This is a genomic window from Pseudomonas entomophila, from assembly GCF_018417595.1.
In the GTDB taxonomy this organism is placed as follows: Bacteria; Pseudomonadota; Gammaproteobacteria; order Pseudomonadales; family Pseudomonadaceae; genus Aquipseudomonas; species Aquipseudomonas entomophila_C.
On sequence record NZ_CP070982.1, the window covers coordinates 5,395,582 to 5,412,565 of the forward strand.

At 59.7% G+C, this 16,984-nt stretch carries 9 protein-coding genes and 1 pseudogene; 7 read left to right on the forward strand and 3 right to left on the reverse strand.

The genetic code is table 11. The features are described 5' to 3' along the window. Positions 1-261 precede the first annotated feature (261 nt). The 5 genes and pseudogenes from JYG34_RS23680 to JYG34_RS23700 all read left to right on the forward strand — a co-directional run bounded on the left by JYG34_RS23680 (position 262) and on the right by JYG34_RS23700 (position 12,351). Complete coding sequence (locus JYG34_RS23680) at positions 262-1,254, forward strand: ArsR/SmtB family transcription factor (RefSeq protein WP_213658594.1); 993 nt, start codon at positions 262-264, stop codon at positions 1,252-1,254. A gap of 19 nt (positions 1,255-1,273) precedes the next feature. Next, entirely contained in the window at positions 1,274-2,464 is a 1,191-nt protein-coding gene (gene metK / locus JYG34_RS23685; protein ID WP_213658595.1) for a methionine adenosyltransferase, read from the forward strand. 172 nt (positions 2,465-2,636) lie between these two features. Continuing rightward, complete coding sequence (locus tag JYG34_RS23690; RefSeq protein ID WP_213658596.1) at positions 2,637-10,553, forward strand: neuraminidase-like domain-containing protein; 7,917 nt, start codon at positions 2,637-2,639, stop codon at positions 10,551-10,553. Between the two features lie 145 nt (positions 10,554-10,698). Beyond that, positions 10,699-11,824, forward strand: a pseudogene (locus JYG34_RS23695) (hypothetical protein). 131 nt (positions 11,825-11,955) lie between these two features. Then, a complete protein-coding gene (locus tag JYG34_RS23700; protein WP_213658597.1) occupies positions 11,956-12,351 on the forward strand; it encodes a DUF1090 domain-containing protein in 396 nt (131 codons plus the stop codon). Positions 12,352-12,484: 133 nt separating this feature from the next. On the opposite strand, the gene JYG34_RS23705 is transcribed toward JYG34_RS23700, so the two are convergent. After that, positions 12,485-12,931, reverse strand: a complete 447-nt coding sequence (locus tag JYG34_RS23705; protein ID WP_213658598.1) for a c-type cytochrome — start codon at positions 12,929-12,931, stop codon at positions 12,485-12,487. A 119-nt stretch (positions 12,932-13,050) separates the two neighbouring features. On the opposite strand from JYG34_RS23705, the gene mltA reads away from it, so the two are divergent. Further along, entirely contained in the window at positions 13,051-14,202 is a 1,152-nt protein-coding gene (gene mltA, locus JYG34_RS23710) for a murein transglycosylase A (RefSeq protein WP_213658599.1), read from the forward strand. A gap of 49 nt (positions 14,203-14,251) precedes the next feature. On the opposite strand, the gene JYG34_RS23715 is transcribed toward mltA, so the two are convergent. Further along, positions 14,252-14,638, reverse strand: a complete 387-nt coding sequence (locus tag JYG34_RS23715) for an MAPEG family protein (protein WP_213658600.1) — start codon at positions 14,636-14,638, stop codon at positions 14,252-14,254. 30 nt (positions 14,639-14,668) lie between these two features. Continuing rightward, positions 14,669-15,502: a DMT family transporter gene (locus JYG34_RS23720; RefSeq protein ID WP_213658601.1), complete on the reverse strand. Its 834-nt coding sequence runs from the start codon at positions 15,500-15,502 to the stop codon at positions 14,669-14,671. A 205-nt stretch (positions 15,503-15,707) separates the two neighbouring features. Between JYG34_RS23720 and JYG34_RS23725 the strand changes: the two genes are divergently transcribed. Then, complete coding sequence (locus JYG34_RS23725) at positions 15,708-16,946, forward strand: cation:proton antiporter (RefSeq protein WP_213658602.1); 1,239 nt, start codon at positions 15,708-15,710, stop codon at positions 16,944-16,946. Positions 16,947-16,984 lie beyond the last annotated feature (38 nt).

Genomic DNA, 16,984 nt, shown 5'->3' on the forward strand with positions numbered 1-16,984 from the left:
TCCTGGGGCTTGAATAAGTAGTGAAACGAAAAAAGGCGGCCATTTTCGCCCACTGCAGGGGCCGGGGGCAATGACGGATGGTCGCAGTCGGGCTTTTTTCCTGTGTTTGTTCGGCAATTTGGGTGAAAACAGCGGGATTGCCGTCGGCTGCTTCGCGGGTAACCCTGCACAGGCGAGCTCATCCTCCGCCCATCGACCAATATCAAAACTTTTTGATATTGGTCTTGCTAGGGCAACGATGCCTGTCTAGACTCCCGCCCCATGAACGTCAATGCCCCCATCACGCCTCAACGTAACGACGCGCTGGCCGCCCTGTGCAAGGCCAGTGGCGACCCGTTGCGCCTGAACGTGCTGCGCGCACTGGCCAGCGACTCGTTCGGCGTGCTGGAACTGGCGCAGATCTTCGACATCGGCCAGTCGGGCATGAGCCACCACCTGAAAGTGCTGGCCCAGGCCGACCTGGTCGCGACCCGCCGCGAAGGCAACGCGATCTTCTACCGCCGCGCCCTGCCCGACAGCCAGCGCCTGGGCGGCCGCCTGCACACGGCGCTGCTCGAAGAAGTGGACGACCTCGCACTCGCCCAGGACGTGCAAGCACGCATCGCCCAGGTCCAGCAGCGCCGCGCGGCCACCAGCCAGGACTTCTTCCTGCGCGTGGAAGAGAAATTCCGCGCCCAGCAAGACCTGATCGCCGGCCTGCCGCAGTACCGCGAGAGCCTGCTGGCACTGCTCGACAACCTGAGTTTCGAGGCCGGCGCCAGCGCCCTGGAGGTCGGCCCCGGCGACGGCGGTTTCCTGCCTGATCTGGCCCGGCGTTTCGCCCAGGTCACGGCCATGGACAACAGCCCGACCATGCTCGAACTGGCCCGCCAGGTCTGCGAGCGCAACGAATTGAGTAACGTAAACCTGCAGTTGGCCGATGCACTGGGTGTAACGGATGTGGAAGCCGACTGCGTTGTGCTGAACATGGTGCTGCACCATTTCAGCGACCCGGCCCTGGCCTTGCGCCTGCTGGCCAAACGGGTGAAGGCGGGCGGCAGCCTGCTGGTCACCGAGCTGTGCAGCCATGACCAGGGGTGGGCCCGCGAAGCCTGCGGCGACCTGTGGCTTGGCTTCGAACAGGACGACCTGGCCCGTTGGGCCGACGCTGCCGGGCTGACCCCCGGGGACAGCCTCTACGTGGGCTTGCGTAACGGTTTCCAGATCCAGGTCCGACACTTCCAGCGGGCCGCTGGCGACACACAACATCGGTAAATTTCAGGAACCCATCGAGATGAGCGAATACTCCCTTTTCACCTCCGAGTCCGTGTCCGAAGGGCATCCGGACAAGATCGCCGACCAGATCTCCGACGCAGTCCTGGACGCGATCATCGCCCAGGATAAATACGCCCGCGTAGCCTGCGAGACCCTGGTCAAGACCGGTGTCGCCATCATCGCCGGCGAAGTCACCACCTCGGCCTGGGTCGACCTGGAAGAACTGGTGCGCAAAGTGATCATCGACATCGGCTACAACAGCTCCGACGTCGGCTTCGACGGCGCCACCTGCGCCGTGATGAACATCATCGGCAAGCAGTCGGTGGACATCGCCCAGGGCGTCGACCGCTCCAAGCCGGAAGACCAGGGCGCCGGCGACCAGGGCCTGATGTTCGGCTACGCCAGCAACGAGACCGACGTGCTGATGCCCGCCCCGATCTGCTTCTCGCACCGCCTGGTCGAGCGCCAGGCCGAAGCGCGCAAGTCCGGCCTGCTGCCGTGGCTGCGCCCGGACGCCAAGTCGCAGGTCACCTGCCGCTATGAAAACGGCAAGGTAGTCGGTATCGACGCGGTGGTTCTGTCGACCCAGCACAACCCTGAAGTGTCGCAGAAAGACCTGCAGGAAGCCGTGATGGAGCTGATCGTCAAGCACACCCTGCCAGCCGAGCTGCTGCACAAAGGCACCCAGTACCACATCAACCCGACCGGCAACTTCATCATCGGTGGCCCGGTGGGCGACTGCGGCCTGACCGGCCGCAAGATCATCGTCGACTCCTACGGCGGCATGGCCCGTCACGGTGGTGGCGCGTTCTCCGGCAAGGACCCATCCAAGGTCGACCGCTCCGCCGCCTACGCCGGCCGCTACGTGGCCAAGAACATCGTTGCCGCCGGCCTGGCCGAGCGTTGCGAGATCCAGGTATCCTACGCCATCGGCGTGGCCCAGCCGACCTCCATCTCGATCAACACCTTCGGCACCGGCAAGGTGTCCGACGACAAGATCGTCCAGCTGGTACGCGAGTGCTTCGACCTGCGCCCGTACGCCATCACCAAGATGCTCGACCTGCTGCACCCGATGTACCAGGAAACCGCTGCCTACGGTCACTTCGGCCGCGAACCGCAGCAGAAGACTGTCGGCGACGACACCTTCACCACCTTCACCTGGGAACGCACCGACCGCGCCCAGTCGCTGCGTGACGCTGCCGGCCTGTAAGTTTTCCTGCAGCGTTAAATGAAAGCCCCTGCCGAGTAATCGGCAGGGGCTTTTTTGTACGCGCGCAACTGACATTTTTGCCAGTTGCCGCCCCCAGCCTTCCGTTGGATGGTGATTCCTCGCACTTGCGCCGCGCCAGTACGTCGAACCCTCACCCTCGGGAGCATCGAACATGAGTGAAAGCACGCCGGTCACCGCTGCAACAAACACACCTGTTCCCATTTCAGAGGCTGCACCCCAGCGCGCCACCTATGCCGGCTTGCATCCTGAACAGGTTGCAGACAGGTGCCAACCCGATGCGCTCGAGTGTATCTACGCCCTAACTGCCTATCAGGTCGCACTGTACACACAAGTCCATGCCATCGAAGAGTGCGGCAATGCCGAGTCGATCATCAGCCTTGCCAAGCGTCGCCCTGATATCGACGAGCTGTTGCTGGACCAGAACTGCTTCGACAGTAAATACCCCACGCTCAAGCTGGTTATCGACGCTCTCAGCCGACAAGCCAAGACACACGCAGGTAATACACCCCTACCCACTGCGCTGAGCACAGCGGTACGCCGTGCCAATCTGCCCTACCATCAGCCGTTCGAGCAGATCCAAGCCGTACTTCAGCACAAGAAGCTGTCGCATTTCGACCTGCTGCAACAGACCGAATACACACACCCCAACTTTTGCTATGGCAACCTGCGTACCGATGGGCTGCGGGCAGTCATGCGCAACGCCTGCGGCCTGAGCCCCACACTGCAGGCACTGCTGCTCGATAACACAGCCCCCACGAGCAAAGGTTACTTCAAGTCGCGATTCGGTGTGGAAGGCAGGGCCGCCGATGCCGTCGAGGCGTTGTGCGACGTCGATCTGTTTTGCCGCAGCACCGGCCTTACGCCAGAAGACGTGCTCGACATGCTCGCCTTGTCCGCCGTGCCCGACGATGGGACGCAGGGTTTCACCACCGTCAGGCGCAGCACCGCCTTTCGCCCGAGCGGTACAGCAGACACCGGCGCCCATCTATACGGTGCCGTTTTCATCAACCAGGGGCAGGCACCTGCACTGAACCTCGAAGATAAGAAATCCGGCCCTGGCATCCAACTGAAGTTCCAAAACGCTACCGCGGACCACTTCCAGAAAATCTACAAATTGATCCACCTGCGCGCCGCACTCGGTCTCAGCTTTGCCGAGACGGACCTGCTGCTGACCTCGGCCCTGCGTGCGCAGAATGCCAACAACCTCTCCAAGATCTTGCCGGGAACCTTATGTGCCCTGGGCGTATTCACCCTGCTGCGTGAGCGCTACGGCATTTCCGTCGAACAATACGCCGCCCTGCTTCGGGAGGTCTCCCCCTACGCAGTCGGCACAGACACCCCATTTCTCGACCGCATCCTGGATGGCCCCGGGAGTGGTCAACTGGCGAGCGTGGGAGAAGGGCTGATCATCGATGATCGCGAGTTCACGCTGCCCGCTGATGCGGACATTAAAGACCGCCGCCCGACCTCATTGCTCATGAGCAAGCTAAGCCTGGCCCTGGGTGTAGACGAACGCCTCACTCATGAGTACCTGAAGCGGGTAATCAAGCAGCAGACGTTGACAGCACCACGCCTGTCACTTGGGCTGATCACATCCCTATACCGCCTTAGTCGGTTGCCTCGCCTGCTAGGGCTTTCCCAGTCTGATGGCACTGCTTTGTTCGAGCTACTGGAAAGTAGTGGCGCAAACATCTACGCGCAGTTGGCCGGCACCCCATTCATCAGCGACGAAGCAGAACAGGCTGACCTGCTCGATGTGCTGGTGGGCATCAGCAACACCGAGCGCTGGCTGCATCAGAATGGCCTGTCAGCCGGCCTGGTGCACCAGCTGGTTACGCCACTGGCCAAGGCTGACAGCGCATTGCTGAAGGTCTCCACGTCTATCCGTGAGGCGGCAGCGCAGGCACTGCCCGATCTACAAAAAGGACTGCTGCCGGAACCGCGACTGGACACGGAGACAGATATTTATCTCAAAACCCCCTGGAAGGAGCTATTTACCGACCTGATCGATCACCAAGGGCTGCTCAAGCCACCGCCCCAAAGTGCCAAAGAAGACCTGCCTCGCTTCCTCCAAGATAAGCTGAAGGATCATTTCAAGGAGGGAGCTGACGCAAGTAAGATTGCCGCCAAGCTTGCAACAGTTTTTGAGACCGCTCGCGCCGCCCAGGAAGGCGTAGTCAAGCAGATCCTGACCACGGCACTGGGCCAGAGAGAGAAACGCCTGTCGAGCGACCATGCACTTTCTTTGCTGCAGGTAGCAGGCAAAACAAGCTTCGACGTCCTGACCGATCTGCTTGCCGCACAGGCAAATGACTCGATGCTCACCGATGACAGCGCCCCGCGCTTTTCCACACTCAGCCCCACACTGTGGCACCACCTTCAGCGATATGCCATGGCAACTCTGGCCATGAAAGTAAGTCCCGCCGGCCTCGAGGCCCTCGCCAAGCATCCAGAGTGGTTTGACCTGCAGTCTGAAGCAGATGCCCCCAGCAGCGACACAACGACTGGTACGCCCCTCAACCTCGACCTGCTGTATCAGCTCAGCCGCTACCGCGATTGGGTCGACCTGTGCCGCAGCAATGGTGCTGAAGAAAGCGATGCGCTCGCGTATCTGCAGCGCCGAGCACAGGATGATTCCGCCGATGAAGTGGAACAAGCCAGCCAGGAACTGGGACGACTGATCGGCTGGGACGCGAATGAGGTCTACCACGCGTCCCCTACCGTGGAGCGTGCAGTCGTCACAGAAACGACAGTGCCAGCAACAAATTCACTTGGCGCCTTCCTGCAATCACTGAACGTTCATGAAAGAAACAGCTACAACCAGGGTGCAGCAAGTCAATGGGGAGCACTGGGCAAGCTACTCGATGACTATTACAAGGGCGTACCCGACCCAGAGCCCGCCCCCAATGCTATCAATACGAAGTTCAGGGCACTCATGGAGCGTTTTGGCCGAACGCTCGCCATTCCTATGGCCGAAAAAGTCAAACTCGATACATCGGATTCTTGGGCGCAGATGCTTGGCGAGCTTGAGACACCGCCCATTGCGCTAAGTGTCGATGAAGCGCCTAAGGGAACGATTGATGGTTTCCTCGACACATTGACACTTAAAGAATACAAGTACTATTTAGATAAGGGCTTAAGCCACATATTCAAATGCTATTACTTTCTCCGAAAGGGGCGCAGATACGTCTCCCTAGCTGCAAGCGTTTACAACAAACTCGTAGCATTTATCCACGAAAACCCTGGCCCACTGAGGATGTCCGACAAATTCGAATCCGTCGCTACACCTCGAGATTATTGGATAGACAAGATAGCTGAATACAACGCGACAGATGAAAGAGAAAACCCCACCTTCATCGAGTTTGAGCTCTATTCACTCGACAACGAACCGAACACTGTTGTCAAACCTGTCTATATCCCGCTGCCGCCCGCCGACATCAGCGATATCGAATACGTTCTACGCCTGCAGGCGCTGAGCAAGGCTAGCGGGCTGTCGTGCCAATCCCTGCTGAATCTGTCATGCCTTGACAAGGACAGCGCCCTTGACGAGTTTGATACCGCAGCCTCTTTGCTGCTTGGCGCTTGCAGCGAAAAGCAGCGCAGTGCCCTGGAGCAAGCCCTCCAGCCACAATTGCGTGATGCTTTGCTGGCCTACCTGATGAGCGAGTGGGTAGCATCCGACAAAGCCCTGCAGGCGTTCATCCCCACACCTGAGGCGCTGTCAAACTACTTCCTGACCGACGTACAGGTCCCCAGTGAGGTACAGACCACCCCTGCCAACCATGCCATCGCCAGCCTGCAGCACTACTTGCACCGCCTGACCGCGCAATTGGAACCCGGCTATGCGGCGAACGCGGTGTCGGACGATATCAAGCAAGCCTGGCACCAGTATCTGAGCGAGTACCGTAATTGGCGAATTCGGCAAGAACGACTGATACACCCGGAAAACCTCATCCACCACAGTAACCGCAAACACAAGACCACCGCGTTTGCAGACCTTGAAGTAGAACTGAACCAGGGCAAGCTCGATACCAGCTTGCTGCAGACCGCCATTTGCAATTATTTGAACAAGTTCGAGCGCCTCAGCAACCTTCAAGTGATCAGCGGCTACCTCGATGGCGACGACCCGCTGAATGATACCTATTACCTGATCGGCAAAACCAACAGCACACCGGTCGAGTATTACTGGCGCTCGCTGGACATAGGCATGCGTGATAACAAGAAGCGCCTGAGCCCTCTGGCGTGGAGTGAATGGCAAAAGATTACGCTTGCGTCCACTGGCGAGATAATGAAGCTGTCGCGCACTAGCGACGTAGACAACCCCAAAAAGGCGGACAACGAAAAACTAAAAGCTGATCTCAAAAATAACCTGGCCAAAAAACAATCCTTTACCTCGACTAGACGAGGTGACGGTTCCGAACTGCACTACTACAGTTACGATAGCGAAACAGGAACTACTCATGCCAGTCATTGTGACAATACCAAAAAGACTATCCGCCATGAAGAATTCCAGGCTGAGCTGCAGTTCATCAACTCAATCAACGTTGCCAACAAGGTCAAGGCCACAGTCAATCTCGACCTGGTGCGGCCGGTAGTGATTGCCGGTCGGCTCTACGTGTTCTGGGCCGAACGCGATATGCAGGGCATCCCGGATAAAGATGACAAATCCAAGATAAGCCAGCACAAAGCCATCAGGGTTCAGTGCTGCCACCTGCAGAGTGACGGCGCATGGTCGACCGCCAATGAAGTCATCCGACTCGATGGCACTTATGGGCACGAGCGTGGCGTGGCGCGTGACAATTCCTTGTTCACCGAAAAATGGCAATTCACACTGATAGTGGCCGTTAATGACAAAGAGGAACGAGCGAACGATCCTTGGGTGACCGTACTGCTCGCCCCCATTGAACGGACTGTTGAGAACCGTGATACTGGTTACTTCCTGGAAGTATTTGACTTACTTTTCGACCGCAAGCCAATCACCGATGACAGCATGGCAGATCAGCTTGCCGGCACGCTACATGCTATCTATGGAAACGAGCAACACATACAAGCTCCGTATGGACAAAAAATGCTCACAGACGCGAAAACCCACTCCACCACCTATAAAGTAGACAATCTTTCAGATTTATTTAAAAACACTTTTAACTCAATTGCCAACACCATAAAATTCAAACTAAGCATAAATAAATCGCCAAACACGTCACGCTACACCCTATCCATTTTCGCAAGCCAATTCCCCGCTCTTATCGTGGAGGCGAGCAAAAGAAGCACTGCTGGATTATCAAGCTTTATGGAGTACATTACCAAGGATAAGCATTCAGCGACTTCATCCACAAGCTTTAAAGTAGATATCAATGACAAGGGCGAAATCCATGCAGACCTTTCCTTGCCCGACCCCCCTTCAACTATCGAAGAAATAACACTAACCCTCTACTCAGACGCTAACAAAATAAAATTGATTTCCTTCAGCACTAAATTAGGAAACCTACTAATTAACACATTAAATCGCGCAGAAAATCATGTAAAACTCCACCAACAGAACCAAGCGCACTACTTGGAACTTTCCAAGACACCCAATACTGATAAAGCATTAGCCAGTCCTTACATCAGGTTGAACACGCTATTCGGAAAAGGCTTGGTATCACGCGCTACGGAGAGCGTCGAGCGGGTGCTGGCTTGGGAAACCCAGCAGTTCCCCGAGCCTGTCATCGATGGCAAGCAACCCGTTTCCGCTCTCGATTTCCACGGTGCCAATGGCTTGTATTTCAGGGAGTTGTTCCTGCACCTGCCCGCCATGGTCGCGTCTCGCCTGACCGAACAACATCAGTTTGAAGAGGCAGAGCATTGGTACCTGCACTACCTGTTCGATCCTTATCGCGCCAGCGACGATAATCAGCAGCTGGATCGGCCCGATCGCGAACGACGCGTGGCATTCTGGAACACCCGCCCGCTGGCCGAAGGTGGCACTTTGAGCTCCAATTTGCTCAAGCCTGTCGACCCCGTGAGCCGCGCCTTCGTCTTATCCCGTTACTACCGGCAGGCCATCTTCCTGGCGCTGCTGGAAAACTGGCTGTTGCAAGGCGACCAAGCCTTCCGCCAACTCAGCGACAGCAGCCTCACTAAGGCCGAGTTATGCTACCTACAGGCCCTGGAGCTGCTGGGGCCGTTGCCCGAACGCGCAGCCGTGTCACGCTGGCAACCGAAGCAGTTGAAGGACATCGATGCCAACTGCTTCCTCAGCCCCATCAACCCCCGCGTGCTCAAACTACGCGACGATTTGCGACGTCGTCTATACAACAAGCGCCATGGTTTGACCCTCAATGGCAACCCGCGTCCCGACGACAAGTGGGAAAGAGAACTGAATGATCCACTGGTTTCAGGCAAGGGTGGCTTGAGCCAGGTTGCCCGCCCCTACCGCAGTAGCCACAGCCCCATACCAGCGTACCGATTCCGCCAGTTGCTGGCGATGGCCCGCAGCGCCGTTCAACAACTGCTTGACTACGGCCGGCATTACATGAAGCTAATGGAGGACGAATTCAATACCAGTCTGTCCGTGCTGCTCAAGGAGCAGGAAATCAAGCTCTGCGACTTCACACTCAGCATTCAGAAAGAAAATGTGGACGGGATTAAGGTCAAGAAACACACACTGGAAATCAATAAACAGGCGGCAGTAGATAGACGCAACTACTTCGCTGGGCTCATTGACGAGAGTCGTAATGGATGGGAAATAGCTGCCGCGACACTTCACGCGGCCCAAACATATTTGACGGGGTATAAGCTCCCCCTGAATATGATGAAAGCTGCATTGGCCCCCATTCCGGACACTTTTGGCTTTGCAGTAGGCGGGTACAAGCTTTGGGTGATTCCGGAGGCAGCGGCCGACTCTGTCGAGACGACCGCCACGATCCTCGGCCTTACCGCTGACCAGTTGCTACGCGAATCAGAATACAACCGCCGCGATCAGCAGTGGCAATTCGAACTGAAGCAGGCCGAGTGGGACATCAAGGCACTGGAAAGCGAGATTAAGAACACCAGCATAGAACTCAATGCCGCAACGTTGTCCCTCAACATGATCAAGCAAGACAGGATGAATCTCGAGGAAGCCTATGTGGCCATGACCACTGGCTTCACCATCATTCCGATTTACAACTGGCTGGTGAAACGCCAAGAGCAACTCTATGACGCAGCGCATGATGCCGTCATGTCGCTATGCCTCAGCGCGGAGGCGGCCTGGCGCTACCAAATCGGCGACTACAAGCGGCCGGCCTTTATCAGGCCCAGTGGCTGGAGCGACGCCTACAAAGGCATGCTGGCCGGGGAGTCCCTGCTCAATGACTTGCTGCAAATGGAAAATGCCTACCTGCAGGCAAACGAGCGGCGGTTGACCATCAAGAAAACCTTTAGCCTCGCCACGCTGCTTGGCAATGATGCGATCAAGACCTGGGTCGATGCTCTTTCTGCTAGCACAGCAAAGGAAACAAACAAAAAATTGGAGTTTTCGTTCGCTGCCGAGCACTTCGACCAGAGCTATCCAGGGCACTATCGTCGGCAAATCCAACACGTATCGGTTTCTCTTCAAACCGTCGGGCTACCCGAGGATTGCGAGATCAGCGCAGTGCTGAGTCAAGTGGCCAGTACCACGCTGGTGGAGGCCGATAAAGCCGGTATCGAGTATTTCTATGCCAACCCAAAGGCTGCCAAAGAGCCCGTATTACCCGAAACCGTCAAACGTAACCTGCGGGCCAATCAGCAGATTGCACTGTCATCCGCCCGGCTGGAAGACGGTCTTGGCTTTCAACCAGGCGAGTGGATCTATGAGTTGATCGAACATGACGGACGCTACCTGCCATTCGAGGGGACTGGCGCCATTTCGAAGTGGCGCCTGGAAATTCTGGATGACACCTTTGCCGCTGCATTGAAGGGCAAACTCAAGGATATCCGCGTCACGCTGGTCTATACCGCCTGCGATGGAGGGGAGGCATTTAGAGACACTGTCAGGACAGCACGCAGTAACTGGTTGAAAAAGAAAAGCGAGCCTTCAGACACGGGGGACAAGTCCGAACCTTAGCCTTTTTTGTGGCAGTCGAGGAAAGCCCCTGCCGAGTGATCGGCAGGGGCTTTTTTTTGACATATCGGCTGACAACTGCGCGACGCGACGCTCACTGCTGTTGCCTAGGCTGAGGCTTTCACTCCGCCAAGCAAGGATGCTGGCCATGCCGTTACTGCTCCTGTCCCTGCTCTATCTATCGTTCAACGCGCAAGCCGACGGTTGCCCTGCCTGGTCGGCCGAGCGGGCACGCGCAGAAGTCACCAGCCTGCGCGCGACCGTCCTGCAATGGGATGACCACTACCATCGCCTGGGCAAGTCGCTGGTGCCCGACGAGGTCTATGACCAGAGCAGACAGCGCTTGCTGCACCTGCAAAGGTGCTTCGCACTGGAGAGCGAGCTGGATTCGCTGGCCAGCGCACACGGGCCGATTGCCCACCCGGTCCGCCACACCGGCGTCGACAAGTTGCCGGACGAACAGGCCGTGAGCCGTTGGATGGCCGGCAAGACAGGTGTCTGGCTGCAACCGAAGGTTGATGGCGTCGCCGTGACCCTGGTCTATCGTCAAGGCCGGCTGGTCCAGCTGCTCAGCCGTGGTGATGGCACCCAGGGGCATGACTGGAGCCGACATATCGCGGTTCTCGAAAACGTCAACCGACACCTGCCCAGCCCACTGGACCTGATCCTGCAAGGGGAGCTGTACATGCGCCTGGGTGACCATGTGCAGGCACAAGCCGGCAGTGTCAACGCCCGCACCACTGTCGCGGGGCTGTTGGCGCGCAAGCAACTGGGGCGTGAACAAGGCGCGGAGATTGCGCTATTCGTCTGGGACTGGCCGCAAGGGCCGATTGATCAAGGCGAGCGTATGGCTCGGCTGGCTGCCCTGGGCTTCCCCGACAGCCAGCGTTACAGCGTGGCCATCAACAGTGCTTTCGAGGCTGCACACTGGCGCATGCACTGGTATCGCACCGCCCTGCCCTTCGCCACGGACGGGGTGATCCTGCGCCAGGCGCCTGCAACGAAGCTTCGAGGCTGGCCGCACCCGGCCGTTCGCCCGGTGGATCAGCGGCCTCGGCGCGCCGATACCGCGCAACTTGCCACTCGAAGGCGACTGGGCAAGCCTCGCCAGCCGCTCAGCTGCGCAATGGCAGGCCTTGCCCGGTATCGGCGCAACCCGCGCCAGCCAGCTACAGGCTTTTTTCGCAGCGGAGCACGTGCAGGACCTGGCACAACAGCTGAGTGCAAACGGCATTCAAGGGTTCATGGCCGCAGCCACCCGTGAGAGGCAATGAGTTCTAACAAAATCAGCCGTAGGCAAACGCCGAGATTGTTCCAGAAATATCCAACAAGGGTTCCTAAATCGTCAAAAGCAAGGCAGGATTTGCCCCATCTTTTGCTGCCCCGCCCCCTCAAGGAGGCTTTGATGAAATTGATTTCCACTCTGGCACTGCTGACCACGCTTGGTCTTGCGGCTGGCGTTGCCCAAGCTGCCCAGCCCGAAGAGGGCCTGACTGGTTGCGCGGCCAAGCGCCAGGCCATCGGCGAGCAGATCGAACAGGCCCGTGCCCATGGCAACGGCGACCAGCAGGCCGGGCTGGAGAAAGCCCTCGCCGAAGTCACCGAGCACTGCACCGACGCGGGTTTGCGCAAAGAACGTGAGCAGAAGGTGCTCGATGCCCGCCACGAAGTGAACCAGCGCACCAAGGACCTGGACAAAGCCATGAAGAAAGGCGACGCGGAGAAGATCAACAAGCGCAAGGACAAGCTCGCCGAAGCGAAGAAAGAACTGCAGGAAGCCGTGGACGAGCTCGAACGCTAACGCTCACACGATCCCTGTAGGAGCGGCTTCAGCCGCGATCACCCGCGAAGCGGGTGCCTGACACCGCAATGCCTGCATCGCGGCTAAAGCCGCTCCTACAGAAGCGCCCTAGGCAGGGCGATCCTCCTGAACATCAATGATTGCGAAACTCGCTATGACAGGCCTTGCACGCCGCCTCGACCTTGTCCATCGGCGCCTTCATCTGCGCAACGTCCAGCGGCTGGGTGCGGGTCGCCTCGACCAGCTCGCCGGTAACACCCTCCAATTGGCGGGCAAGATCCTGGAACCTGGCCTGACGCTCCCAGACTTCAGCCCGCGCGCTGCTGTCGCCCTGGTCACGCACTTGCGGGAAATGCTGCCAGGGCTGGTGGGACAGGCCATCGAGCTTCGCCGCCCCGTCGGCGAACTTCGCGCCATCGAACGGCAAGCGGCCACGCAGCATGCCGCCCATGTCTTCACTGGTCTTGAGCATCGCCTTGAAAATGGCCTTGCGCTGGCCCAACGGCGAGTTGGGGTCGACGCGGTCACAGGCACTCAGGGCAAGGGCGGCGAGCAGAACTACGGTCAATCGCTTGAACATCACGGTCACTTCGGCCTGGCAAAACGGGCGGCCAGTATCACCGCCTGTCGGGCAAAGACCAATAGCCACACAGAAAACAGGGGCGATTTTTCATCTTCGCCCGCACCAGGATCACATTCATGACATCTGTAATGCGCCATCTCATCTGGGCATTCCCGGCCCTGGCCCTCTTGGCCGGCTGCAATGGCGGCGAGAACGCCAAGCCCGAACCCCATGCCATTGCCACCTACGCCAACGCCACCTGGCAAGACCTGCCCACGGTCAGCGACAACGATCTGCTGGCCGGTTTCCAGGCCTGGCGCAATGGCTGCGAGAAACTCACCCGCGACCTGGTCTGGGCTGAAACCTGCGCGGCAGCCACCGGCGTCGCGGCAGACCCCGCCCAGGTACGCGCCTTCCTGCAACAGAACCTGCAAGTCCACGGCCTGCGCTCGGCCGAGAACAATGCCAACGGCCTGATCACTGGCTACTACGAACCGGTCTACCCCGGCAGCCTGACACGCACCGAAGCTGCCCAGGTACCGGTGTACGGCGTCCCTGAGGACATGATCGTGGTCGACCTGGCCAGCGTGTACCCCGAACTCAAGGGCAAACGCCTGCGCGGGCGCCTTGAAGGCCGCGTGCTCAAGCCCTACGACACCGCCGAGGTGATCAACCGCGAGGGCACCAAGGCCCCCGTGCTGGCCTGGCTGACCGACCCGATGGACCTGCAGTTCCTGCAGATCCAGGGTTCCGGCCGCGTCCAGCTGGAAAGCGGCCGACAATTGCGCCTGGGCTACGCCGACCAGAACGGCCACCCCTATCGACCGATCGGCCGCTGGCTGATCGAGCAGGGCCAGCTGAAGAAAGAGGACGTGAGCATGGGGGCCATCCACGCCTGGGCCCAGGCCAACCCGCAACGCGTGCCGGAACTGCTGGCCAGCAACCCCAGCTATGTGTTCTTCAGTGCCCGCCCGGACAGCAACGAAGGCCCGCGCGGGTCGCTCAACGTGCCGTTGACCGCAGGCTACAGCGTGGCCATCGATCGCAAGGTGATTCCACTGGGCAGCCTGCTATGGCTCTCCACCACACGCCCCGACGGCTCACCGGTGGTGCGCCCGGTGGGTGCGCAGGATACCGGCGGCGCCATTACCGGCGAGGTGCGTGCGGACCTGTTCTGGGGCACTGGGCCTGCGGCCGGCGAGCTAGCTGGCAACATGAAACAGCAGGGGCAGATCTGGATGCTGTGGCCCAAGGGCAAACCGCTGCCCGAAGTGCCTGAAGTACCTTGATCGGTGCTGGGTTCTTCGCGGGCAAGCCCGCGAAGAAGGCAACTCGGTATCAGATGGAAACCACGAAGAACGACACGATCAACGCCAGCCCGGCAAACCAGACCAGCGAGCGCAACGCCGCCCAGTCCGCCAGGTAGCAGATGATGTAAAGCAGCCGGCTGGTGATGTACAAAACCGCCAGCACATCCTGGGTCACCTGTTCGGCGTTGCCGACGATATCGGCTACCAGTACCGCCGCGGCAAACGCCGGAAACGCCTCGTAGCCATTCTGCTGCGCGGCATGGGCACGCCGCGGCAGGCCTGCCAGCTTGTCGAGGAACGCGCGCGGATCATGATTGTCCTTCAGCCCGAAGCGGCCGCTGCTCACCTTGGCAATCAATGCACAAAGCGGTGGCAGGACCAGCGCGATCAGGATGCACCACAGGGCTACGGTCATGCACAAGACTCCTTGTTCACAGGGATAGGTTCAGAGCTTCATCACCAGCATGCCTGCCAGCACCAGCCCGCAAGCTAGGAGTCTCGGGCCGCCAAAAGGTTCTTTGAGGTAGCGCATGCCCAGCAGCACCACGAGGATCACGCTCAGCTCGCGCAGCGCCGCGGCCTCGGCCACCGAGCCCAGGTGCATGGCCCACAGCACCAGAGCGTAGCTCAGCAGCACGCACAGCCCCACGGCCAGCCCCAGCCGCCACTGGGTGCGCCAGAACAGCGCGAACTGCGGGCGGCGGGCGACGCCGGCCAGCAGCGGAAACGGCCAGGCACTGAGCAGGGTCAGCCATACCAGGTAGTCCAATGGCTTGCCCCACAAACGTACCGCTTGGCCATCGAACCACGTGTAGCAGCCGATGCACAGGCCGATCAGCGCCACCACCGGCAGCATCGACCAGGGCAGGCGGTCACCGCCACCGCCTTGCCACAGCAGGCACGCCATGCCACAGGGGATCAGCAGGATGCCGATGATCTGTTGCTGGCTGAGCGACTCGCCGGCAAAGGCCAGGGTCAGCCCCAGCACCACCAGTGGCGACAGGCCGCGCATCAGCGGATAGACCAGGCCCAGGTCGCCCACTTTGTAGGCTTTTATCAACAGGTAGCGATACAGCTGTTCGGCCAGTGCCGAAGCCAGCAGCCAGGGCCAGATAATGGCCGGTGGAAAGTCGACGAAGGCCACGGCCAGGACCGCGAAGACCAGCGCGACCAGGTCCATGCTGGCGATCACCAGCAGGCGTTCGGCGCTGAATTTGACCAGGGTGTTCCAGGTGGCGTGCAGCAGGGCCGCGACCAGTACCAGGGAGGTTGCCAACACGCCTTTGGATCCTTGGAGCCGATTAGAGGCGATCACTATATAGCGTGCCGGCTGGTTCGCCGGCAAGCCGGCTCCTGCACGGGTGGACGGGAACGAATCCGAGAAATCCGGTCATAGGGTGTGTCCCGAGCCCGCCGCCAGATCATCAAAGAACTGCCCGGGCACTTCGGGTAACGACTTGGAAGCCACTGTCACAGGATTCGGGATGCTTGAATTAGTTGCCGCGTTTATCTGCCTCACCACCCTCCTCACTTACGTGAACTACCGCTTCATCGGCCTGCCGCCGGCCATCGGCGTGATGGTCACCGCACTGCTGTTCTCCCTCATTCTGCAGGGTTTGAGCCTGATCGGCTTCCCTGGCCTGGAAGAGCGCGTCGAAGGTTTGATGAACCAGATCGACTTCAATGACCTGCTGATGCACTGGATGCTGTCGTTCCTGCTGTTCGCCGGCGCCCTGCACGTCAACCTCGCCGACCTGCGCAGCTACCGCTGGCCGATCGGCCTGCTGGCCACGCTGGGCGTGCTGATCGCCACCGTGGTGATCGGCTACCTGGCGCACTGGGTGTTCGCCCTGTTCGGCTGGAACGTGCCGCTGATCTACTGCCTGCTGTTCGGCGCGCTGATCTCGCCGACCGACCCGATCGCCGTGCTCGGCGCCCTGCGTACCGCCAACGCCTCGAAACCGCTGAAGACCACCATCGTCGGCGAGTCGCTGTTCAACGACGGCACCGCGGTGGTGGTGTTCACCGTGCTGCTGGGCATCATCCAGCTGGGTGAAACCCCGAGCGTCGCCGAAACCGCCACCCTGTTCGCCCGCGAAGCCATCGGTGGCATCGTCTTCGGCGGCCTGATCGGCTATGCCACCTATCGCATGATCAAGAGCGTCGAGCAGTACCAGGTCGAGGTCATGCTGACCCTGGCACTGGTCATCGGTGGGTCGGCAATGTGTTACGAGCTGCATGTCTCGGCGCCGATCGCCATGGTCGTGGCCGGCCTGATCATCGGCAACCTGGGGCGCAACCTGGCGATGAACGACATGACCCGTCGCTACATGGACGGTTTCTGGGAGTTGATCGACGACATGCTCAACGCCCTGCTGTTCGCGCTGATCGGCCTGGAACTGCTGCTGCTGCCGTTCAACTGGCTGCACCTGGCAGCGGGCGGTGTGCTGGCAGTGGCGGTGCTGCTGTCGCGGCTGCTGACCGTGGCACCTGCGATCGTCCTGCTGCGCCGCTGGCGCAGCGTGCCCCAAGGCACCATTCGCGTACTGACCTGGGGTGGCCTGCGCGGTGGCGTGTCGGTGGCCCTGGCGCTGTCGTTGCCGCAGGGCGATGAGCGCGACCTGCTGCTGTCGATCACCTACATCGTGGTGCTGTCGTCGATCCTGGTGCAGGGTTTGACGGTCGGGAAAGTGGTGCGCAGGGTGAGCCAACCGGCCGAATGACGCGCGGCGCAGGAGCCAGCAGGGCTGGCTCCTGCCTT